General features: G+C 62.7%; 16 protein-coding genes, 1 tRNA gene and 1 pseudogene. 16 read left to right on the forward strand and 2 right to left on the reverse strand.

Annotated elements, in window-relative coordinates; all coding sequences use genetic code 11:
* The 12 genes from LB526_RS29315 to LB526_RS29380 form a co-directional block, all read left to right on the forward strand.
* Positions 1–438, forward strand: a 438-nt coding sequence (locus LB526_RS29315) for an EF-Tu/IF-2/RF-3 family GTPase (RefSeq protein WP_411968327.1), incomplete at its 5' end; no start/stop codon positions are given.
* A 2,016-nt stretch (positions 439–2,454) separates the two neighbouring features.
* Positions 2,455–2,940, forward strand: a complete 486-nt coding sequence (locus LB526_RS29325; protein WP_224630626.1) for a group II truncated hemoglobin — start codon at positions 2,455–2,457, stop codon at positions 2,938–2,940.
* Positions 2,941–3,086: 146 nt separating this feature from the next.
* Positions 3,087–3,162, forward strand: a tRNA-Trp gene (locus LB526_RS29330).
* Between the two features lie 1,195 nt (positions 3,163–4,357).
* The gene (gene secE / locus LB526_RS29340; RefSeq protein ID WP_095765634.1) at positions 4,358–4,561 is read left to right on the forward strand and encodes a preprotein translocase subunit SecE; all 204 of its coding nucleotides are present in this window, start codon (positions 4,358–4,360) and stop codon (positions 4,559–4,561) included.
* A 27-nt stretch (positions 4,562–4,588) separates the two neighbouring features.
* A complete protein-coding gene (gene nusG, locus LB526_RS29345) occupies positions 4,589–5,116 on the forward strand; it encodes a transcription termination/antitermination protein NusG (RefSeq protein WP_140545994.1) in 528 nt (175 codons plus the stop codon).
* A gap of 190 nt (positions 5,117–5,306) precedes the next feature.
* Complete coding sequence (gene rplK, locus LB526_RS29350) at positions 5,307–5,735, forward strand: 50S ribosomal protein L11 (protein WP_095765524.1); 429 nt, start codon at positions 5,307–5,309, stop codon at positions 5,733–5,735.
* Positions 5,736–5,739: 4 nt separating this feature from the next.
* The gene (gene rplA, locus LB526_RS29355; RefSeq protein ID WP_224630627.1) at positions 5,740–6,438 is read left to right on the forward strand and encodes a 50S ribosomal protein L1; all 699 of its coding nucleotides are present in this window, start codon (positions 5,740–5,742) and stop codon (positions 6,436–6,438) included.
* 405 nt (positions 6,439–6,843) lie between these two features.
* The gene (gene rplJ / locus LB526_RS29360) at positions 6,844–7,362 is read left to right on the forward strand and encodes a 50S ribosomal protein L10 (protein ID WP_095765522.1); all 519 of its coding nucleotides are present in this window, start codon (positions 6,844–6,846) and stop codon (positions 7,360–7,362) included.
* Between the two features lie 54 nt (positions 7,363–7,416).
* The gene (rplL, locus tag LB526_RS29365) at positions 7,417–7,797 is read left to right on the forward strand and encodes a 50S ribosomal protein L7/L12 (RefSeq protein ID WP_059189560.1); all 381 of its coding nucleotides are present in this window, start codon (positions 7,417–7,419) and stop codon (positions 7,795–7,797) included.
* A gap of 283 nt (positions 7,798–8,080) precedes the next feature.
* A complete protein-coding gene (gene rpoB, locus LB526_RS29370; protein ID WP_095765521.1) occupies positions 8,081–12,217 on the forward strand; it encodes a DNA-directed RNA polymerase subunit beta in 4,137 nt (1,378 codons plus the stop codon).
* A 186-nt stretch (positions 12,218–12,403) separates the two neighbouring features.
* A complete protein-coding gene (rpoC, locus tag LB526_RS29375; protein WP_095765633.1) occupies positions 12,404–16,600 on the forward strand; it encodes a DNA-directed RNA polymerase subunit beta' in 4,197 nt (1,398 codons plus the stop codon).
* Positions 16,601–16,680: 80 nt separating this feature from the next.
* Positions 16,681–17,346: an O-methyltransferase gene (locus tag LB526_RS29380; protein ID WP_140847813.1), complete on the forward strand. Its 666-nt coding sequence runs from the start codon at positions 16,681–16,683 to the stop codon at positions 17,344–17,346.
* Between the two features lie 7 nt (positions 17,347–17,353).
* Here the strand turns inward: LB526_RS29380 and LB526_RS29385 are convergent, their stop codons facing one another.
* Both LB526_RS29385 and LB526_RS29390 read right to left on the reverse strand, forming a co-directional pair.
* Positions 17,354–18,283 (reverse strand): Gfo/Idh/MocA family protein, encoded by a 930-nt coding sequence (locus LB526_RS29385; protein ID WP_224630628.1) that lies wholly within the window; start codon positions 18,281–18,283, stop codon positions 17,354–17,356.
* 75 nt (positions 18,284–18,358) lie between these two features.
* On the reverse strand, positions 18,359–18,640 hold the full coding sequence (locus LB526_RS29390) for a transcriptional regulator (RefSeq protein WP_095765518.1): 282 nt from the start codon (positions 18,638–18,640) through the stop codon (positions 18,359–18,361).
* Between the two features lie 463 nt (positions 18,641–19,103).
* Between LB526_RS29390 and rpsL the strand changes: the two genes are divergently transcribed.
* The 4 genes and pseudogenes from rpsL to LB526_RS29410 all read left to right on the forward strand — a co-directional run.
* Positions 19,104–19,475, forward strand: coding sequence for a 30S ribosomal protein S12 (gene rpsL / locus LB526_RS29395; RefSeq protein ID WP_006202128.1), 372 nt, complete (start codon positions 19,104–19,106; stop codon positions 19,473–19,475).
* 9 nt (positions 19,476–19,484) lie between these two features.
* Positions 19,485–19,955: a 30S ribosomal protein S7 gene (rpsG, locus tag LB526_RS29400; RefSeq protein ID WP_027170372.1), complete on the forward strand. Its 471-nt coding sequence runs from the start codon at positions 19,485–19,487 to the stop codon at positions 19,953–19,955.
* Between the two features lie 29 nt (positions 19,956–19,984).
* Positions 19,985–22,075, forward strand: a complete 2,091-nt coding sequence (gene fusA / locus LB526_RS29405; RefSeq protein ID WP_095765517.1) for an elongation factor G — start codon at positions 19,985–19,987, stop codon at positions 22,073–22,075.
* A gap of 65 nt (positions 22,076–22,140) precedes the next feature.
* Positions 22,141–22,217, forward strand: a pseudogene (locus LB526_RS29410) (elongation factor Tu); the annotation flags it as partial.

Raw genomic sequence — 22,217 nt, forward strand, 5'->3', positions numbered from 1 at the left:
CCGACCACCAAGACGACCTGCACGGGCGTTGAGATGTTCCGCAAGCTGCTCGACCAGGGCCAGGCCGGCGACAACATTGGCGCGCTGCTGCGCGGCGTCGACCGTGAAGGTGTGGAGCGCGGCCAGGTTCTGGCCAAGCCCGGCACGGTCAAGCCGCACAAGAAGTTCGTGGCCGAAGCCTACATCCTGACCAAGGACGAGGGCGGCCGTCACACGCCGTTCTTCACCAACTACCGTCCGCAGTTCTACTTCCGCACGACGGACGTGACGGGCATCGTGACGCTGCCGGCCGGCACCGAGATGGTGATGCCCGGCGACAACATCACCGTCGACGTCGAGCTGATCGTGCCGATCGCGATGGAAGAGAAGCTGCGCTTCGCCATCCGTGAAGGCGGCCGCACCGTCGGTGCCGGCATCGTCGTCACCATCAAGGAATAATCGATCCGGCTTTTGCCGGTTCGGCAGGAAAGGGCGGTCTTCGGGCCGCCCTTTTGTTTGAAGCAGTGCTGCCAGGCCCTGTTCAATTCTGTTGCAACCATCGTCGCCGCAACTAGTATGGGTTGCGCCGAGGGGCTTGCCAGACGTGGTTTCAACATTCCGTTCAAAGACCATGCGGTGTTGGCGCGAGCTGCTTCGGCTGGGATTGGCCGCTGCCGCAGGGCTGGCCACCCTCAACGCCGCCGCGAAGGAGACACCTCAGGACTACGGTCCGGCGATGCGTTTCGTCGTCGTGCGTAGCAGCGCGCCGGGCTGCGAGCCGAACTGCCCGGAATGGATTTCTGCCGAAGGCACGATCGAGGCCGGCACGCCGGCGCTACTGAAACGCCTGCTGAAGACGCTCGGCGGGCGGCAATTGCCCATCGTCGTCAATTCTCCCGGCGGCAATGTCGATGCCGCGTTGCAGCTTGGCCGCATGGTCCGCAAGAACAAGCTCGATATCGCGGTCGGCATCACGGAATTTTCCGGCTGCTCGCCGGGGACGAAAAATTGCCGGGACAATGACGGCAGGGGTCAGCCCTATTCCGGCGTCGCTTACGACAGCGGTGCGATGTGCAATTCGGCCTGTCCGCTGATGTTTGCCGGCGGCATCCACCGTGTCGTCGGCGAATGGGCCTATCTCGGCGTCCATCAGATCACCACCACCTACCAGCGCGAAAAACTGCTCTACCGCACCACCTACCGGGTTGTGAACGGCAAGAAGAAGATCATCGGCACCAAGATCGTCAGCCGCAAGAATGCCGGCAGCTACAAGACCTATGAGATGAGCAAGGCGATCGAGAAGCGGCTGTCGGCCTATTTGACGGAGATGGGCGTCGAGCAGGGCGTGCTGGGCGTGATGAAGGCCACACCTGCCAGCGACATCAGGCAGATCGAGCCCGATGACATGCTGGAGATGAAGCTCGTGACCAGCCTCGATTCGCTCGATCTGCTGACCGAGAGAACCATTTGCCAGCGCCATCCGGCACCGGCGAATTGTCGCGAGATTCCCGCGAACGGCGCGCCCGTCGCGGTCGCGGCAGTAGAGGCCGGACCTTCTTATACAGCGCCGGCGCCGCCGCCGACACCGCAAGCCCACGAACAGCAGATGCGTTTCGTTCTTGTTCGCGGCAGCAACCCGCTCTGCAATCCCGATTGTCCGGAATGGATTTCGGCGGAAGGCACGATCGCTGCAGATACGGCCGACAAGCTGCGCCAACTGCTCGATACGATCCGTGAGCGCCGGTTGCCGGTCGTAATCAACTCGCCGGGTGGAGATGTGCAGGCTGCGCTCGCCGCGGGCAGGCTGATCCGCGAGCACGGCTTGGATATCGCGGTCGCGCGAACGGATTTTCTCGACTGCGATCCGGGCGCCGTGGGGTGCGTCGCGGCCGACGGTCTCCATGCCGGGCTCACCATGGATGCCGGCGCCGAATGCGACGCCGCCTGCGCGGTGATGGTCGCCGGCGGCGTCCGGCGCCTCGTTGGCGCCGGTGCGCACTTCCTCGTGCATTCCATGGGCATGGAAGACAAGGTCAGGGCCTATCTCGACGAGATGGCGGTCGGCTCGGGCTTTTTCGCCGCCATGCAGTCGGCCGAATATGCAAAGCACAGGAACTCAGCCGGGACGAACTGAAGGCATTCGGGCTGACGACCGGACCGCAATCAGTGGACGCGCTGACGGGCGCCACCATTTGCAGATCCGCACCCAGGCCGGACAATTGCCGGGCTCTTCCGTCCGCCGATGCCGAGGCGAAGGCGCCGGCGAAGCTGTAGATCAGGATGACGTTTCGGTGAATCGCCATCCTGATCTAACTCTTTGTTGGAGCATGATCTTCTCCGAAAACCGGTTTCCACTTTTTGCATTCGCTGACCTTCGGTTCGGGATCATGCTCTAGCTGCGCACTGGCCATCGAGGCAGGTTGAGCGGGGCAGGGCGCTGCCGCTATCTTGCTGTATGCACAGGGAGGAGCGGCGATGAGCGAGGACATCCCGACTTTGTACGAATGGGCCGGCGGCAGCGAGGCGCTGAACCGGCTGACCCGGACCTTTTATGACAAGGTGGCGGCGGATCCGGTCGTCGGGCCGGTGTTCAGGATGATGTCGCCGGATCACCCGCCGCATGTCGCCGCCTTCATCGGCGAGGTCTTCGGCGGCCCTAAAACCTACAGCGAGAAGCATGGCGGCCATCGCGAGATGGTGATGCATCATCTCGGCAAGCATCTGACCGAGGAGCAGCGCCGCCGCTGGATCAGTCTCCTTGCCGACGCGGCGGATGAGGTCGACCTGCCCGATGACCCCGAGTTCCGCTCGGCCTTCATGGGTTATGTCGAGTGGGGATCGCGGCTGGCGAAGATGAACTCGAATCTGGGCGAGACCTGCGATCCCGAGACCGAGCCGATGCCCGCCTGGGGCTGGGGCGTGCCGGGCGGGCCATACAAGCCGCCGGCCGGCAAGTCGTAGGCGCGGGGGTTGTTTGGCGAGCGCGATCGGTCGCCAGCGGTAATGGAATCCAGATTTCCGGCAAAGGGTTTCAAAACCACTGCAGAGTGCTCTTTACAGAGCGCACGGAAGCTTTTAGGAAGCGCCTGCGCCGAACAAGCGCATGCACGGGCATAGCTCAGTTGGTAGAGCGGCGGTCTCCAAAACCGCAGGTCGTAGGTTCGAGCCCTGCTGCCCGTGCCATTCCTTCAAGAGGGCAGGCATCTGGCAACCGCCCTCTCGATCGCCGAAATCAGCCTTTTCTTCCGCGCGTCTGCCCCCTTGCGGTCATCCGCCTGCCAGCCCGTGTCGCAGGCTCTTGCCGCCTGGTGGCGAGATCGTTGCGCCTTAAGACCAACGATGTAAGATTTCGTCCCTAGTGCTTGACTGCAACCGCCGTTCTTAGGCCCCAAGCAGGGATGTAACTCACCCCTTTCTTGACGCAATGTAGGTGGCGGGTCTTGATAGCCGAGGGCGCAAAGAGCGACACCTCTTTCTGGTGGGAGGACAAAATGCATCCCCTTGTCATCGACGCGAAGCCTCAACCTATTTCGATTGATCTTGCTAACGCTGCAGTTCTCGTCGTGGACATGCAGAATGACTTCGGCTCGCAAGGTGGAATGTTCGACAGAGCCGGGATCGATATCTCCGGGATTCAACGGGCTGTCGGCCCTACGGCCAGAGTAATAGCTACCGCTCGCGGTTTGAGAGTGCCCGTTATCTATCTGAAGATGGGGTATTGTTCCGACCTCTCGGACCTCGGAACATCGGACGCCCCCAATCGTCTCCGACATCTCCAGATCTTTGGGGTCGGTGAGAGCATGATGGCCCCGGATGGCAGCGAGAGCCGGATTCGAAGGCGATCGAGGAGCGAGTTCAGGGACGTCTTGAACTGGCCGAATGAGCTGGCGAGGCGGCGTATCGCCACGATCCGCGCCTTCTCTTCCGGTAGCCACGTCGTCGACCCCGAACCTGTCAAGATCTCCAGCCGACGGACCGGTTCCTCGCTCCTGGATCTAAGCTTAATCTCTGAAATCGTCATATGTCGAGGCCTTCAAGGCTCCGCAGCGGCCGCTCCGGCGTTGAAAATCGGCGGACGGCTTGCCATATGGCGGGAATTGGGGCATAAGCCCCGTATAGCCGGGACGGGACGACTGGATGGTTCCGAGGCGGCGTTGAGACATAAAGCGGACCCTTGCCACTTGCGTGGATTAAGAATCGGTTTTATGTAGACAAGACAGACACGCGACGCGTGGAGCTGGGAAGCCGGCTTTACGCGTCTGATTTGCGTGGGTGAAATAGCGGCGCTGATTCGCGCCGCATGGAGCCCAGGCGGCACGTCCCGGTCAGCGGGATCATCCAGGAGGCCCGGCCAACGGGTCTCGAAAACAGGCGGCGCATGGCTTCGAAAACCACTAATCCCTTCACCTTTCTCCAGCAGGTTCGCGCGGAGACGGCCAAGGTGACATGGCCTTCGCGGCGCGAAACCATGATCTCGACCGTGATGGTCCTGATATTCGCGGTGATCGCGATGCTGTTCTTCTTCGCTGCCGATATTCTGATGGGCTATGCGATCGAGTGGATCCTGGGTCTCGGGCATTAATTCGGCGGATTACGGAGAGGTCGTGAAATGACTGCGCGGTGGTATATCGTCCACGCCTATTCGAACTTCGAGAAGAAGGTCGCCGAGGACATCGAGAACAAGGCCAAGCAGAAGGGCTTGTCCGGGGACATTGAGCAGATCGTGGTCCCGACCGAGAAGGTCGTCGAGATCCGTCGCGGCCGCAAGGTTGATGCCGAGCGCAAGTTCTTCCCGGGCTATGTGCTCTTGAAGGCCAATCTGACCGACGCCGTGTTCTCGCTGGTCAAGAACACGCCGAAGGTCACCGGCTTCCTGGGCGACTCCAAGCCCGTGCCGATCACCGAGACGGAGGCGCAGCGCATCCTGAACCAGGTCCAGGAAGGCGTCGAGCGGCCGAAGCCTTCGGTCACCTTCGAGATCGGCGAGGCTATCCGCGTTTCGGACGGTCCTTTCGCGTCGTTCAACGGCGTCGTCCAGGAGGTGGATGAGGAGCGGGCTCGCCTCAAGGTGGAGGTTTCGATCTTCGGGCGCGCCGTGCCCGTCGATCTGGAGTTCGGGCAGGTCGAAAAGGGCTGATCCGCATACCCGCGCCCGAAAGGGCGTCGGGATACCGCGCCGCAAGGCGTCGGGAGGCGGCGTGAACAGACGCCGCATGAACGGGTGGGAGGCGAAGGCGGCATAGCCGGCCGTCGGAACCGCACCACCAGACTGCAACCGCCGCGTTTCCCGGGTAACGGGGCCGGCATGAGAAAAGGCAGGAATAGAGATGGCTAAAAAAGTTGCAGGCCAGCTCAAGCTCCAGGTTGCCGCGGGCTCGGCCACGCCGTCGCCCCCGATCGGCCCGGCGCTTGGTCAGCGCGGCATCAACATCATGGAATTCTGCAAGGCGTTCAACGCGCAGACCCAGGAGCTCGAGAAGGGATCGCCGATCCCGGTCGTCATCACCTACTACCAGGACAAGTCGTTCACCTTCGTCATGAAGACGCCGCCGGTGAGCTACTTCCTGAAGAAGGCCGCCAACCTGAAGTCGGGCTCCAAGGAGCCGGGCAAGGTCAAGGCCGGCACGATCAGCCGCGACAAGGTGCGCGCGATCGCCGAGCAGAAGATGAAGGACCTGAACGCAAACGACGTCGAGGCGGCCATGCGCATGGTCGAGGGCTCCGCCCGCTCGATGGGCCTGGAAGTGGTGGGCTAAGATCATGGCAAAGATTGCAAAGCGTGTTGCCAAGAGCCGCGAAGGCATCGATCCGAACAAGGCTTACGCCCTCTCCGAGGCGCTACAGCTGCTCAAGGACCGGTCCAAGGTGAAGTTCGACGAAACCGTCGAGATCGCGATGAACCTCGGTGTCGATCCGCGCCATGCCGACCAGATGGTCCGCGGCGTGGTCAATCTGCCGAACGGCACCGGCCGCTCGGTGCGTGTCGCGGTGTTCGCGCGTGGCGACAAGGCCGAGGAAGCCAAGGCCGCCGGCGCCGATATCGTCGGCGCCGAGGACCTTGTCGACATCGTCCAGAAGGGCACGATCGATTTCGACCGCTGCATCGCCACGCCGGACATGATGCCGCTGGTCGGTCGTCTGGGTAAGGTTCTGGGCCCGCGCGGCATGATGCCGAACCCGAAGGTCGGCACTGTGACCACCGATGTGGCCGCGGCCGTCAAGGCTTCGAAAGGCGGCGCCGTCGAGTTCCGCGTCGAGAAGGCCGGCATCGTCCAGGCCGGCGTCGGCAAGGTCTCGTTCGACGTCAAGGCGCTGGAAGAAAATGTCCGCGCCTTCGCCGACGCGGTGACCAAGGCCAAGCCCGCGGGCGCCAAGGGCAACTACGTCAAGAAGGTGTCGGTCACCTCGACGATGGGCCCTGGCCTCAAGCTCGACATCGCGACGCTCGCCGCGTCGTAAGTGTCGGCCGATCGGGTAAGGCCGATCGCTAGGGCATGATCCTGAAAAGCGGGAACATGCTCCAGCAAGAAAGAATTCCGGACCGCCGATCCGTCGGCGGCCCGGTACCCGGAAGCCGAAAGGTTTCCGGATATCCTGTCCGAGATTGCAGGCGGCCCAAAAGCCTTAATTCGATTGGGCCTGCATGAGACGGGTGAAGACCCGACAAAGGAGCCAGGCTCCAATGAAAGGTTCGAACCGTGTTTGCCTTTTGTCTGCGCACTATCCGGCGTGCCGGCTGGTGTGGCGAAAGGGGGCAGGATCCTCGAGCGTCGTTCGGGAGATCCGTTACTGGATGGCCCGGCCGGCAAAAGGCAACCGACGCCTGACCTCGTCAATGGGGCAGGGGTCAACTGGAGATAGGCAGTGGACAGAGCGGAAAAACGCGAACTCGTCACGGGCCTGAATGATGCGTTTTCAAGCGCTGGTTCAGTCGTCGTGGCCCACTACGCCGGTATCACCGTCGCGCAAATGAACGACCTTCGGTCGAAGATGCGCGCCGCCGGTGGCACCGTCAAAGTCGCGAAGAACCGTCTCGCCAAGATCGCTCTTCAGGGCACGGACTCCGCATCGATCATCGATCTGTTCAAGGGACAGACGCTGGTCGCTTATTCGGAGGATCCGATTGCGGCGCCGAAGGTCGCGTCCGATTTCGCCAAGGGGAATGACAAGTTGATCATTCTCGGTGGCGCGATGGGTGCGACCTCGCTCGACGCCGACGGTGTGAAGGCACTCGCCACACTACCGTCGCTCGACGAGCTGCGCGCCAAGCTGGTTGGCATGATCGCCACGCCGGCTACCCGGATCGCCCAGATCGTCAATGCGCCCGCGGCTTCGGTCGCGCGTGTCATCGGCGCTTACGCCCGGAAGGACGAGGCGGCATGAGGCCGTTCCTCGCTGTCAACAACACACGTTCGAACCTAGTGAAGGAATACAAAAATGGCTGATCTTGCAAAGATCGTAGACGACCTTTCGAAGCTGACCGTCCTCGAGGCGGCCGAGCTGTCGAAGCTCCTGGAAGAGAAGTGGGGCGTTTCGGCCGCCGCTCCGGTGGCGGTTGCCGCTGCCGGCGGCGCTGGTGCCGCTGCCGCTGCTCCGGCTGAAGAGAAGACGGAATTCGACGTCGTTCTCGCCGATGCCGGCGCCCAGAAGATCAACGTCATCAAGGAAGTCCGCGCCATCACCGGCCTTGGCCTCAAGGAAGCCAAGGACCTGGTCGAAGCGGCTCCGAAGCCGGTCAAGGAAGGCGTTTCCAAGGCCGACGCCGACAAGTTCAAGGCTCAGCTGGAAGCAGCTGGCGCCAAGGTCGAGCTGAAGTAAGCCTGTTAGGCGAGGGCGGACGGTCTCGCGCCGTCCGCCCCCTCCCTTGGACTGAGGGAGGGTTCTGTCACGCGAGACGTTTGAAAACCTCTTTCCTGAGGGCCGAAAAGCGGCCTTCCGGAAACGGGTTTTCTCCCGTTTTAGCCGGTAGCCGCCAAGCGATTGGCCCAAGAAATTGGCAGGGGCGGCCGGAAAAACAGATAGGGGCAGCCGCCGAGGCAGCCCGTTGGTGCAAGGCGAGCCGCGGCGAGGTTCGTCCCGAGTTTATAGCTAAGGAGCGACGATGGCCCAGACCCAGACTTTCAATGGCCGCAGACGCGTACGCAAGTTCTTCGGAAAGATCCCGGAAGTTGCGGAGATGCCGAACCTCATTGAGGTCCAGAAGGCATCCTATGACCAGTTCCTGATGGTGGACGAGCCCAAGGGCGGCCGTCCGGACGAAGGACTGCAGGCCGTTTTCAAGTCGGTCTTCCCGATCTCCGACTTTTCCGGCTCCTCGATGCTGGAGTTCGTGAAGTACGAGTTCGAGGCACCGAAATTCGACGTTGACGAGTGCCGTCAGCGCGACCTGACCTATGCGGCGCCGCTGAAGGTGACGCTGCGCCTCATCGTGTTCGATATCGACGAGGATACCGGCGCCAAGTCGATCAAGGACATCAAGGAGCAGGACGTCTACATGGGCGACATGCCGCTCATGACGTCGAACGGCACCTTCATCGTCAACGGCACCGAGCGCGTCATCGTCTCGCAGATGCACCGTTCGCCGGGCGTCTTCTTCGACCATGACAAGGGCAAGTCGCACTCGTCGGGCAAGCTTCTGTTTGCCGCGCGCGTCATTCCCTATCGCGGTTCGTGGCTCGACATCGAGTTCGACTCCAAGGATGTCGTGCACGCCCGCATCGACCGCCGCCGCAAGATTCCGGTGACGTCGCTGCTGATGGCGCTCGGCATGGACGGCGAGGAGATCCTGTCGACCTTCTACAACAAGATCACCTATAAGCGCGCCGGCGACCACTGGCGGATTCCGTTCAACGTCGAGCGTTTCCGCGGCCTCAAGGCCGTCGGCGACCTGGTCGACGCCGACACCGGCGAGATCGTGGTCGAGCAAGGCAAGAAGATCACCGCCCGCCAGGCACGTCAGCTCGGCGAGAAGGGTCTCAAGGCCATCAAGGCGACCGACGAGGACCTGCTTGGCAACTACCTTGCCGAGGACATCGTCAACTACGGCACCGGCGAGATCTTCCTGGAAGCCGGCGACGAGATCGACGACAAGACGCTGAAGGTGCTGCTCAGCACCGGCGAGGACGAGATCCAGATCCTGGACATCGACCACGTTAATGTCGGCGCCTACATCCGCAACACGCTCAACGTCGACAAGAACGAGAGCCGCCAGGACGCGCTGTTCGACATCTACCGTGTCATGCGCCCGGGCGAGCCGCCGACGCTCGAGACGGCCGAAGCCATGTTCAATTCGCTGTTCTTCGACAGCGAGCGCTACGATCTGTCGGCCGTAGGCCGCGTCAAGATGAACATGCGCCTCGAGCTCAAGGCCGAGGACACCGTGCGCGTCCTGCGCAAGGAAGATATCCTGGCCGTGGTCAAGACGCTGGTCGAGCTGCGTGACGGCAAGGGCGAGATCGACGACATCGACAATCTCGGCAACCGCCGCGTGCGTTCGGTCGGCGAGTTGATGGAGAACCAGTACCGCGTCGGCCTGCTGCGCATGGAGCGCGCGATCAAGGAACGCATGTCCTCGATCGAGATCGACACGGTTATGCCGCAGGACCTGATCAACGCCAAGCCGGCGGCCGCCGCCGTGCGCGAGTTCTTCGGTTCCTCGCAGCTGTCGCAGTTCATGGACCAGACCAATCCGCTGTCGGAGATCACTCACAAGCGTCGCCTGTCGGCGCTTGGACCGGGCGGTCTGACGCGCGAGCGCGCCGGCTTCGAGGTGCGCGACGTGCATCCGACGCATTACGGCCGCATCTGCCCGATCGAGACGCCGGAAGGCCCGAATATCGGTCTGATCAACTCTTTGGCCACTTTCGCGCGTGTCAACAAGTACGGCTTCATCGAAAGCCCATACCGCAAGATCGTGGGCGGCAAGCTGACCAACGAGGTTGTCTATCTGTCGGCGATGGAAGAGGCCAAGCACTATGTCGCGCAGGCCAACGCCGAGCTCGACAAGAACGGCAGCTTCGTTGACGAGTTCGTCATTTGCCGTAATGCCGGCGAAGTGATGATGGCGCCTCGCGAGAACGTCGACCTGATGGACGTCTCGCCAAAGCAGATGGTGTCCGTCGCGGCGGCGCTCATCCCGTTCCTCGAGAACGACGACGCCAACCGCGCGCTGATGGGCTCGAACATGCAGCGTCAGGCCGTGCCGCTGGTGCGCGCCGAAGCGCCGTTCGTCGGCACCGGCATGGAGCCGGTCGTCGCCCGTGACTCGGGCGCTGCCATCGGCGCCCGCCGCGGCGGCGTGGTCGACCAGGTGGACGCCACCCGTATCGTCATCCGCGCCACGGAAGATCTCGATCCCGGCAAGTCCGGCGTCGATATCTACCGGCTGATGAAGTTCCAGCGTTCGAACCAGAACACCTGCATCAACCAGCGTCCGCTGGTGCGCATGGGCGACCGCGTCAACAAGGGCGACATCATTGCCGACGGTCCGTCGACCGAGCTCGGCGATCTGGCGCTCGGCCGCAACGTGCTGGTCGCGTTCATGCCGTGGAACGGCTACAATTACGAGGACTCGATCCTGCTCTCCGAGCGCATCGTGGCCGACGACGTCTTCACCTCGATCCACATCGAGGAGTTCGAGGTCATGGCGCGCGACACCAAGCTCGGGCCGGAGGAAATCACGCGAGACATTCCGAACGTTTCGGAAGAGGCGCTGAAGAACCTCGACGAGGCCGGCATCGTCTATATCGGTGCTGAAGTGCAGCCGGGCGACATCCTGGTCGGCAAGATCACGCCGAAGGGCGAAAGCCCGATGACGCCGGAAGAAAAGCTCCTGCGCGCCATCTTCGGCGAAAAGGCCTCGGACGTTCGCGACACCTCCATGCGCATGCCTCCGGGCACCTTCGGCACGGTCGTCGAAGTGCGCGTCTTCAACCGCCACGGCGTGGAGAAGGACGAGCGCGCGATGGCAATCGAGCGCGAAGAGATCGAGCGTCTGGCCAAGGACCGCGACGACGAGCAGGCGATCCTCGACCGCAACGTCTATGCGCGTCTTTCCGACGTGCTGGTCGGCAAGGAGGCGATCGCCGGACCGAAGGGCTTCAAGAAGGGCTCGAAGCTGTCGAAGGACACGCTCGACGAGTATCCGCGTTCGCAGTGGTGGCAGTTCGCCGTGGAGAACGAGAAGCTCCAGGGCGAGCTCGAGGCTCTGCGCGGCCAGTATGACGAGTCCAAGAAGGCGCTCGAGCAGCGCTTCATGGACAAGGTCGAGAAGGTGCAGCGCGGCGACGAAATGCCTCCGGGCGTCATGAAGATGGTCAAGGTCTTCGTGGCGGTGAAGCGCAAGATGCAGCCGGGCGACAAGATGGCCGGCCGTCACGGCAACAAGGGTGTCGTGTCGCGCATCGTTCCGGTCGAGGACATGCCTTTCCTCGAGGACGGCACGCATGCCGATATCGTGCTCAACCCGCTGGGTGTGCCGAGCCGCATGAATGTCGGCCAGATTCTGGAGACGCATCTGGGCTGGGCTTGCGCCGGCATGGGCAGGAAGATCGGCGAGCTGATCGACGCGTACAAGGGTGGCGGCGACATCAAGCCGCTGCGCAAGACGCTGGAAAGCTTCATGCCGGCCAATGACCGCAACGAGCCGATCCGCGAGTATGATGACGAGAGCATCGTTCGCCTGAGCGAGCAGATGCGCCGCGGCGTTTCGATCGCGACCCCGGTGTTCGACGGCGCGCATGAGGCCGACATCAACACCATGCTGGAGCAGGCTGGCCTGCACACCAGCGGTCAGTCGCAGCTCTATGACGGCCGCACCGGCGAGCCGTTCGATCGCAAGGTGACGATGGGCTATATCTATATGCTCAAGCTGCATCACCTGGTGGACGACAAGATCCACGCGCGTTCGATCGGTCCGTACTCGCTTGTCACCCAGCAGCCGCTGGGCGGCAAGGCGCAGTTCGGCGGCCAGCGCTTCGGCGAAATGGAGGTCTGGGCGCTCGAAGCCTACGGCGCGGCCTACACGCTGCAGGAAATGCTGACGGTGAAGTCGGACGACGTCGCCGGCCGCACCAAGGTCTACGAGGCGATCGTGCGCGGCGACGACACGTTCGAGGCGGGCATCCCCGAGAGCTTCAACGTTCTCGTCAAGGAAATGCGCTCGCTCGGCCTCAATGTGGAGCTGGAGAACACCCAGGTCGAAGAGACCCCGACGCGTCTGCCCGACGCAGCCGAGTAAGGCACTGGCGCGCGCCGCGTTCTAAGCGCGGCGCGCCCTGAGCATGATCCCGAGAAGCGGCCACCGGTTTTCGGCCGAGACCATGCTCAACCAAGAAGTCTTCGGCCGGTTCGACCGGCCAGTCTGCGGACATTTCGTCCGCGATCGATGCAAGGGGTTATCGAGGACCCCGAAAAGGAGAACGGCATGAACCAAGAGGTCATGAATCTCTTCAACCCGCAGGCGCCTGCGCAGGTGTTCGATTCCATCCGGATCTCGCTTGCCAGCCCAGAGAAGATTCTGTCCTGGTCGTTTGGCGAGATCAAGAAGCCGGAGACCATCAACTACCGCACCTTCAAGCCGGAGCGTGACGGCCTGTTCTGCGCGCGCATTTTTGGTCCGATCAAGGACTATGAGTGCCTGTGCGGCAAGTACAAGCGCATGAAGTACAAGGGCGTCATCTGCGAAAAGTGCGGCGTCGAAGTCACGCTGTCGCGCGTTCGCCGCGAGCGCATGGGCCATATCGAGCTCGCCGCGCCCGTCGCCCATATCTGGTTCCTGAAGTCGCTGCCTTCGCGCATCGGCACGCTGCTCGACATGACGCTCAAGGATATCGAGCGCGTGCTCTATTTCGAGAACTACATCGTTACCGAGCCGGGCCTCACCGCGCTGAAGGAGAACCAGCTCCTCAGCGAGGAAGAGTACATGATTGCCGTCGACGAGTACGGCGAGGACTCTTTCACCGCCATGATCGGCGCCGAGGCCATTCACGACCTTCTGGCCGGCATGGACCTGGAGAAGATCGCCGGCGACCTGCGTTCGGAGCTGGCCTCGACCACGTCCGAGCTCAAGCAGAAGAAATACCTGAAGCGGCTCAAGGTCGTCGAGAACTTCATGGAATCCGGCAACCGTCCGGAATGGATGATCATGAAGGTGGTTCCGGTGATCCCGCCGGACCTGCGCCCGCTTGTCCCGCTGGACGGCGGCCGCTTCGCCACGTCGGACCTCAACGACCTCTACCGCCGCGTCATCAACCGCAACAACCGCCTGAAGCGGCTGATCGAGCTGCGCGCGCCCGGCATCATCGTGCGCAACGAAAAGCGCATGCTGCAGGAAGCCGTCGATGCGCTGTTCGACAACGGCCGTCGCGGCCGCGTCATCACCGGCGCCAACAAGCGTCCGCTGAAGTCGCTGTCCGACATGCTGAAGGGCAAGCAGGGCCGGTTCCGCCAGAACCTGCTCGGCAAGCGCGTCGACTATTCCGGCCGCTCGGTCATCGTGACCGGTCCGGAGCTCAAGCTGCATCAGTGCGGCCTGCCGAAGAAGATGGCGCTGGAGCTCTTCAAGCCCTTCATCTATGCCCGCCTCGACGCCAAGGGTTTCTCCTCTACCGTCAAGCAGGCGAAGAAGCTGGTCGAGAAGGAGCGTCCGGAGGTTTGGGATATCCTCGACGAGGTCATCCGCGAGCATCCGGTGCTCTTGAACCGGGCGCCGACGCTGCACCGCCTCGGCATCCAGGCGTTCGAGCCGATCTTGATCGAAGGCAAGGCGATCCAGCTGCACCCGCTGGTCTGCACCGCCTTCAACGCCGACTTCGACGGCGACCAGATGGCGGTCCATGTGCCGCTGTCCCTGGAAGCGCAGCTTGAAGCCCGCGTGCTGATGATGTCGACCAACAACATCCTGCACCCGGCCTCCGGCGCGCCGATCATCGTGCCGTCGCAGGACATGGTTCTCGGTCTCTACTATCTCTCGATCGTCAACCAGAACGAGCCGGGCGAAGGCATGATGTTTGCCGACATGGGCGAGCTCCAGCATGCGCTGGAGACCAAGGCCGTGACGCTGCACGCCAAGATCAAGGGCCGCTTCCGCAGCGTCGACGCGGAAGGCAACGTCGTGTCGAAGATCTACGACACCACGCCTGGCCGCATGATCATCGGCGAGCTTCTGCCGAAGAACGTCAACGTGCCGTATGAGACCGCCAACCAGGAGATGACCAAGAAAAACATCTCCAAGATGATCGACACCGTCTACCGCCACTGCGGTCAGAAGGAGACGGTCATCTTCTGCGACCGCATCATGGCGCTCGGCTTTGCGCACGCCTGCCGTGCCGGCATTTCGTTCGGCAAGGACGACATGCTGATCCCGGACACCAAGCTGAAGCTGGTTTCCGACACCGAGGCTTTGGCCAAGGAATACGAGCAACAGTACAATGACGGCCTGATCACGCAGGGCGAGAAGTACAACAAGGTCGTCGACGCCTGGGCAAAGTGCTCGGAAAAGGTCGCCGACGAGATGATGGCGCGCATCAAGGCGGTGGAGTTCGAGGACAACGGCCGTCAGAAGCCGATGAACTCGATCTACATGATGTCGCATTCGGGTGCGCGCGGTTCGCCCACCCAGATGCGTCAGCTCGCCGGTATGCGTGGCCTGATGGCCAAGCCCTCGGGTGAAATCATCGAGACGCCGATCATCTCGAACTTCAAAGAAGGCCTCACCGTGCTCGAGTATTTCAACTCGACCCACGGCGCCCGCAAGGGTCTGGCCGACACCGCCTTGAAGACGGCGAACTCGGGTTACCTCACCCGCCGCCTCGTCGACGTGGCGCAGGACTGCATCGTCAACTCCGTGGATTGCGGCACCGACAAGGGCCTCACCATGCAGCCGATCGTCGATGCCGGTCAGATCGTTGCCTCGGTCGGCCAGCGCGTGCTGGGCCGTACTTCGCTCGACGACATCAATCATCCGGTCACCGGCGACCTGCTGGTCAAGGCCGGAACGTTGATGGACGAGCGCGATGTGGAGCAGATCGAGAAGGCCGGCGTGCAGTCGGTCCGCATCCGTTCGGCGCTGACCTGCGAGGTCAGGACCGGTGTGTGCGCGGTCTGCTACGGTCGCGACCTGGCCCGCGGTACCCCCGTCAACCAGGGCGAGGCCGTCGGCGTCATCGCGGCGCAGTCGATCGGCGAGCCGGGCACCCAGCTCACCATGCGTACCTTCCACATGGGCGGCACGGCGCAGGTGGTGGATTCCTCGTTCCTTGAAGCCTCCTATGAGGGCAAGGTGCAGATCCGCAACCGCAACGTGGTCCGCAACTCGGAAGGCCAGCAGATGGTCATGGGCCGCAACATGGCGGTGCTCATCCTCGATGAGACCGGCAAGGAGCGCGCCACGCACCGCGTCGCCTATGGTTCGCGTATTTTCGTGGACGATGGCGACAAGGTGAAGCGCGGCCAGCGTATCGCCGAGTGGGATCCCTATACCCGCCCGATCCTCACCGAAATCGAGGGCAGGGTGGCGTTCGAGGATCTGGTCGACGGCATCTCCGTGCAGGAAACGGCCGACGAGTCGACCGGCATCACCAAGCGCGAGGTCATCGACTGGCGTTCGACGCCGCGCGGCAACGACCTGAAGCCCGCGATCGCCATCCAGGACGCCAAGGGCAAGGTCGGCAAGCTGTCGAAGGGCGGCGATGCACGCTTCCTGCTCTCGGTCGAGGCCATCCTCTCGGTCGAGCCGGGTGCACATGTGAAGCCTGGCGACGTGCTGGCGCGTATCCCGATGGAAAGCGCCAAGACCAAGGACATCACCGGTGGTCTGCCGCGCGTTGCGGAACTGTTCGAGGCTCGCCGTCCGAAGGATCACGCCATCATCGCCGAGATCGATGGCACGATCCGTTTCGGCCGCGACTACAAGAACAAGCGCCGCATCATCATCGAGCCGCATGACTCGACGCTCGAGCCGGTGGAGTACCTGATCCCGAAGGGCAAGCCGTTCCATCTCCAGGACGGCGACGTCATCGAGAAGGGCGACTACATCCTCGACGGCAATCCGGCGCCGCACGACATCCTGGCGATCAAGGGCGTGGAGGCGCTTGCCTCCTATCTCGTCAACGAGATCCAGGAGGTCTACCGTCTGCAGGGCGTGTCGATCAACGACAAGCACATCGAGGTGATCGTTCGCCAGATGCTGCAGAAGGTCGAGATCACCACGCAGGGCGATTCGACCTACATCCCGGGAGACCACGTCGATGTGATCGAACTGGAGGAGGTCAACGAGCGCCTGATCGAGGACGGCAAGAAGCCGGCCGAAGGTCAGCCGGTGCTGCTTGGCATCACCAAGGCCTCGCTGCAGACGCCGTCCTTCATCTCGGCCGCCTCCTTCCAGGAGACGACCAGGGTGCTCACCGAGGCTGCGGTTGCCGGCAAGACCGACATGCTGCAGGGCCTGAAGGAAAACGTCATCGTAGGCCGTCTGATCCCGGCCGGCACGGGCGGCACGATGAGCCAGATAAGGCGCATCGCCACCTCGCGCGACGAGCTCATCATCGACGAGCGCCGCAAGGCCTCCGGTGTCGAGGTCGCCGAGCCGATGCTGACCGACATGGTCAACGCCGCGCAGTAAGCGCGATGAAATGAGAAAACGAGAAAAGGGGCCCGCGCGGCCCCTTTTCGCATTTTGACTTGATGCAGCGAGGAAGAGCTATGAGCAGCAAGACCTGGACGGCTGTCGACGACTACATCGTTTCCTCCCTTTTCGAAGCGGACCCGGTGCTCGATGCCACGCTGGCGGCCAACCGCGACCACGGCCTGCCGGCGATCGACGTCTCGGCCGTGCAGGGCAAACTGCTGTCGCTGCTGGTGCGTATTCGCGGCGCCAAGAAGGTGCTGGAGGTCGGCACGCTTGGCGGCTACTCGACCATCTGGATGGCAAGGGGATTGCCGGCGGACGGCAAGGTGGTGACGCTGGAGCTTGATCCGCACCACGCCAAGGTCGCGCGTTCGAACTTCGAACGGGCAGGGGTTTCAGACAAGATCGACCTGCGCATCGGCCCGGCGCTGCAGTCGCTTGCCGCGCTGGCAGGCGAAGATACCGGTCCGTTCGACTTGATCTTCATCGACGCCGACAAGCCGAACAACCCGAATTATCTCGACTGGGCGATGAAACTCTCGCGCTCAGGCACGGTCATCGTCTGCGACAATGTCATCCGCGACGGCGCGGTCCTGAAAAAGAACAGCGGCGACGCCAATGTCGAAGGCGCTCGCGCCGCTTTTTCGTTCATCGGCGGCGAGAAGCGGCTGGACGGCACCGCCATCCAGACCGTCGGCGTCAAGGGCTATGACGGGTTTACCGTCGCGATCGTAGAATGAGGATGCCCTAATCGAAGAACGCCTCGACCACATTGCGCTTGCCCAGCATGAACGCATCGGCGACGTGCTGCAGCGGCGCGAGATCAACATCGGACGTCCCGGCACGGATGATCTCGGCGAAGCGCTTGTAAAGCATCGGATATTCGGCCTCCGGCTCGTCATGGATCATGCGCCCGTCGACGGCGAGCTTAGCGCCGCCGCCGGACAGCACCATCCTGCCCTTGTCGGTCTCGGCGACAATGTCCCAGCTTTGCGGGCCGGTCTGCAGCCAGTCGAGCTCCATCGTCACTGGCAAGCCGGTCGACGTGCGGAAGGCGACATGCGCCGCGACCGGTGCTGCGCGGTTCTCGGGAAAATCGAGCACGGCCGAGGTGATGAACATCGCAGGCAAGATGTGTGTGGCGATCGACAGCGCGTTGATGCCGGGATCGAACACGCCGAAGCCGCCAGGCTCCCAGATCCATTCCTGGTTCGGATGCCAGCGCCGCACGTCTTCCTTCCAGTTGATGGCGGCCGAAGTCAGTCTGGCCGAGGCAAGGAAAGCGCGCGCGGCCTCCACCGCCGGCGCGTAGCGCGAATGCCAGCTGGCAAAGAGCGAGACGCCGTTCCTATCGGCAAGCGTCTTGAGGTGCTCGACCTCGCTGACCGTGGCGCCCGGCGGCTTTTCGAGGAACACGTGCTTCCTTGCTTCCAGCGCGGTGCGCGCCGCGTCGTAACGGAACTGAGGCGGCATGCAGAGTGAGACCGCCTCTAGGCCGGGTTCGGCCGCAAGCATCGCTTCGATGCTGGGATAGTTCGCAATGCCGTCCACCTTGCCGTGGCGGCTGGCCGCCGCTGTCAGTTGATAGTTGCCGTCCTTGGCGACCGCCGGCAGGTGCTGGTCGCGGACGATCTTTCCCACGCCGACGATGCCGAGCTTGATGGGATTGCTGGTCATGGGAACTCCAAGGAATGAAAGGGTGTGTCTAGGCAGGGCAGGTTTGTCCGGCGAGTATGACGCTGGCCGCGCTTTTCAGATAGGCTCTTCAAAGGTGACGATCGAAACCTCGCCCTCCAGTGCGCCCTGATAGGCCGACAGATGCGGCTCGTCGTCGGGCTCGCCCTCCATGTCGCCGATCTGGTCGAGCTCGGCCTCGGCGTAACCTTCGGCGGCAAGCGATTCGAGCGCGCGGCGCACGGCAGAATCATCGTCGGGCGCCACAAGCATCACATGAACGCCTTCCGGCTTGCCGCCTTTCTTCTTCCAGACCCGTCCGGTGATGATCGTGACCGGCCGTTCTTCATTGTCGTTCACGGGCTGATTCCTCGTTTTCCCCGAGATTGTCCGATGCAAGCCGCCTTTTGGCACGAAGCCGGGCCACAGGACAGCGCAAAGCCGGTCACTTTCTTCCTCGCTCTTGAAAAAAGACGCAAGAAAATTACATGCGTTTTCCGCATGGCTGCCCAGCCCCGGATTGAGCGCAATATTTGCCCCGCCGGGGTTGACGGACCCTGGGGTTGCGAGTAGAAGCCGCGACGTCAGAACCGATGTGAGGCTCTCCTGTCCGAAGCGACACGCTTTGGAGTTTGCCTCAAACAGGGTTCGTTTTACGAGCGAAAAGACATTTCCGGCGCGCATGAAGCGGCTTCCGCTTCCTCTGCAATTTGTTCGGGCAGGACCGCGAGACGCGGTGTGTTGCCCGAATTTGCGTATGGAAATGACGCTTTGAGCGGCCCCGTGACAGGGCAGACACGGAATTGAGAGACAAGAGGGTTTAATGCCTACCGTCAACCAGCTGATCCGCAAGCCGCGCCTGGCGCCGGTGAAGCGCAACAAGGTCCCGGCCATGCAGCAGAACCCGCAGAAGCGGGGCGTCTGCACGCGCGTCTACACCACGACGCCGAAGAAGCCGAACTCGGCGCTGCGCAAGGTGGCCAAGATTCGCCTGACCAACGGTTTTGAAGTGATCGGCTACATCCCCGGCGAAGGTCACAACCTGCAGGAACACTCGGTGGTCATGATCCGCGGCGGTCGCGTCAAGGATCTGCCGGGCGTCCGCTACCACATCATCCGCGGCGTGCTCGACACGCAGGGTGTGAAGAACCGCAAGCAGCGTCGTTCGAAATACGGCGCCAAGCGTCCGAAGTAAGGGTTTCCCATGTCCCGTCGTCACAGTGCAGAAAAGCGTGAGATCAATCCGGACCCCAAGTTCGGCGATCTGATCGTCACCAAGTTCATGAACGCCGTCATGTATGACGGCAAGAAGTCGGTTGCCGAGACCATCGTCTACGGCGCGCTGGACCAGGTCCAGGCCAAGACCAAGCAGGAGCCGGTCACCGTCTTCCATCAGGCGCTCGACAATGTCGCGCCGCATGTGGAAGTGCGCTCGCGTCGTGTCGGCGGCGCCACCTATCAGGTTCCGGTCGATGTGCGGCCCGAGCGTCGTCAGGCGCTGGCCATCCGCTGGCTGATCGCCGCCGCGCGCAACCGCAACGAGACCACCATGGTCGACCGCCTCTCGGGCGAGCTGATGGACGCGGCCAACAACCGCGGCACGGCCGTCAAGAAGCGTGAAGACACCCACAAGATGGCGGAAGCCAACCGCGCCTTCGCGCACTACCGCTGGTAAAGCGCGAACGAGACTGAGAGGCACCTCCCATGGCCCGCGAATACAAGATCGAAGACTACCGCAATTTCGGTATCATGGCGCATATCGACGCCGGCAAGACGACGACGACCGAGCGCGTCCTCTATTATACGGGCAAGTCGCACAAGATCGGCGAAGTCCATGACGGCGCTGCCACCATGGATTGGATGGAGCAGGAGCAGGAGCGCGGCATCACCATCACTTCGGCCGCGACCACGACCTTCTGGAAGGGTCGCGACGGCAAGATGCGCCGCTTCAACATCATCGACACCCCCGGACACGTCGACTTCACCATCGAAGTCGAGCGTTCGCTGCGCGTGCTCGACGGTGCCATCGCGCTGCTCGACGCCAACGCCGGCGTGGAGCCGCAGACCGAGACCGTGTGGCGCCAGGCCGACAAGTACCACGTGCCGCGCATGATCTTCTGCAACAAGATGGACAAGATCGGCGCCGACTTCTACCGCTCCGAGGAAATGATCGGTTCGCGCCTCGGCGCGCAGGCCGTCGTCATGCAGCTGCCGATCGGCGCCGAGACCGAGTTCAAGGGCGTCGTCGACCTCGTCGAGATGAACGCGCTCGTCTGGCGTGACGAGACCCTTGGCGCTGCCTGGGACGTCGTTGAGATCCCGGCCGACCTCAAGGACAAGGCCGAGCAGTACCGCGAGAAGATGATCGAAGCCGCCGTCGAGATGGACGAGACCGCGCTGGAGAATTACCTCGAAGGCAAGATGCCGTCGAATGACGAGATCCGCGCGCTGATCCGCAAGGGCACCATCGCGGTCAAGTTCTTCCCGATGTTCTGCGGTTCGGCCTTCAAGAACAAGGGCGTGCAGCCGCTGCTCGACGCCGTTGTCGAATACCTGCCGTCGCCGATCGACGTGCCGGCCATCAAGGGCGTCGATGCCAAGACCGACGCCGAGATCGAGCGTCATGCCGATGACAACGAGCCGCTGTCGATGCTGGCGTTCAAGATCATGAACGACCCGTTCGTCGGCTCGCTGACCTTTGCCCGCATCTATTCGGGCAAGCTCACCAAGGGCACCTCGCTCGACAACACGGTGAAGGGCAAGAAGGAGCGCATTGGCCGCATGCTGCAGATGCATGCGAACTCGCGCGCCGACATCGAGGAAGCCTATGCCGGCGACATCGTCGCCCTGGCTGGCCTCAAGGACACGACCACCGGCGACACGCTCTGCGATCCGCTGCATCCGGTCATCCTGGAGCGCATGGAATTCCCCGATCCGGTCATCCAGATCGCCATCGAGCCGAAGACCAAGAACGACCAGGAAAAGATGGGCCTCGCGCTGCATCGCCTGGCGGCTGAGGATCCGTCCTTCCGCGTCAAGACCGACGAGGAAAGCGGCCAGACCATCATCGCCGGCATGGGCGAGCTGCATCTCGACATCATCGTCGACCGCATGCGCCGCGAGTTCAAGGTCGAAGCCAATGTCGGCGCCCCGCAGGTGGCCTATCGCGAGACGATCACCCGCACGCACGAGCAGGACTACACGCACAAGAAGCAGACCGGCGGTACCGGCCAGTTCGCCCGCGTCAAGATCATCTTCGAGCCGAACACCGAGAGCGAAGAGTTCGTGTTCGAGTCCAAGATCGTCGGCGGTGCGGTTCCGAAGGAATACATCCCGGGCGTCGAGAAGGGCATCAACAGCGTCATGGGTTCCGGCCCGTTCGCCGGCTTCCCGATGATCGGTGTCAAGGCCACGCTGGTCGATGGTGCCTTCCACGACGTCGACTCCTCGGTGCTGGCGTTCGAAATCGCCTCCCGCGCCTGCTTCAAGGAAGCCGCTCCGCGTCTCGGCGTGCAGCTTCTGGAGCCGATCATGAAGGTCGAGGTCGTGACGCCGGAAGATTACGTCGGCGGCGTCATCGGCGACCTCAACGGCCGTCGTGGCCAGATCCAGGGTCAGGAAGCGCGCGGCGTCGCCGTCGTCATCAATGCGATGGTGCCTTTGGCCAACATGTTCAAATACGTCGACAATCTGCGTTCGATGTCGCAGGGCCGCGCCCAGTACACGATGCAGTTCGACCACTACGAGCCGGTTCCGACCGCGGTCGCCCAGGAAGTTCAGAAGAAATACGCGTAACTCGAGCGGGTTGCACGAGACCTTAATTCAAGGCCCGCACGGGCAAGCAGGATTGGAGAGATCACATGGCAAAAGGTAAATTCGAGCGCACCAAGCCGCATGTGAACATTGGCACGATCGGTCACGTCGATCATGGCAAGAC

This window comes from Mesorhizobium sp. CA6, from assembly GCF_020165035.1.
Taxonomy (GTDB): Bacteria; Pseudomonadota; Alphaproteobacteria; order Rhizobiales; family Rhizobiaceae; genus Mesorhizobium.

Bases quoted from the DNA above. Each gene is read 5' to 3' on its own strand.
- rplK (WP_095765524.1), top strand. From the start codon at position 5,307: ATGGCTAAAAAAGTTGCAGGCCAGCTCAAGCTCCAGGTTGCCGCGGGC.
- secE (WP_095765634.1), top strand. From the start codon at position 4,358: ATGGCTTCGAAAACCACTAATCCCTTCACCTTTCTCCAGCAGGTTCGC.
- rpoC (WP_095765633.1), top strand. From the start codon at position 12,404: ATGAACCAAGAGGTCATGAATCTCTTCAACCCGCAGGCGCCTGCGCAG.
- LB526_RS29380 (WP_140847813.1), top strand. From the start codon at position 16,681: ATGAGCAGCAAGACCTGGACGGCTGTCGACGACTACATCGTTTCCTCC.
- rplL (WP_059189560.1), top strand. From the start codon at position 7,417: ATGGCTGATCTTGCAAAGATCGTAGACGACCTTTCGAAGCTGACCGTC.
- fusA (WP_095765517.1), top strand. From the start codon at position 19,985: ATGGCCCGCGAATACAAGATCGAAGACTACCGCAATTTCGGTATCATG.
- LB526_RS29325 (WP_224630626.1), top strand. From the start codon at position 2,455: ATGAGCGAGGACATCCCGACTTTGTACGAATGGGCCGGCGGCAGCGAG.
- rpoB (WP_095765521.1), top strand. From the start codon at position 8,081: ATGGCCCAGACCCAGACTTTCAATGGCCGCAGACGCGTACGCAAGTTC.
- nusG (WP_140545994.1), top strand. From the start codon at position 4,589: ATGACTGCGCGGTGGTATATCGTCCACGCCTATTCGAACTTCGAGAAG.
- rpsL (WP_006202128.1), top strand. From the start codon at position 19,104: ATGCCTACCGTCAACCAGCTGATCCGCAAGCCGCGCCTGGCGCCGGTG.
- rplA (WP_224630627.1), top strand. From the start codon at position 5,740: ATGGCAAAGATTGCAAAGCGTGTTGCCAAGAGCCGCGAAGGCATCGAT.
- rpsG (WP_027170372.1), top strand. From the start codon at position 19,485: ATGTCCCGTCGTCACAGTGCAGAAAAGCGTGAGATCAATCCGGACCCC.
- LB526_RS29385 (WP_224630628.1), bottom strand. From the start codon at position 18,283: ATGACCAGCAATCCCATCAAGCTCGGCATCGTCGGCGTGGGAAAGATC.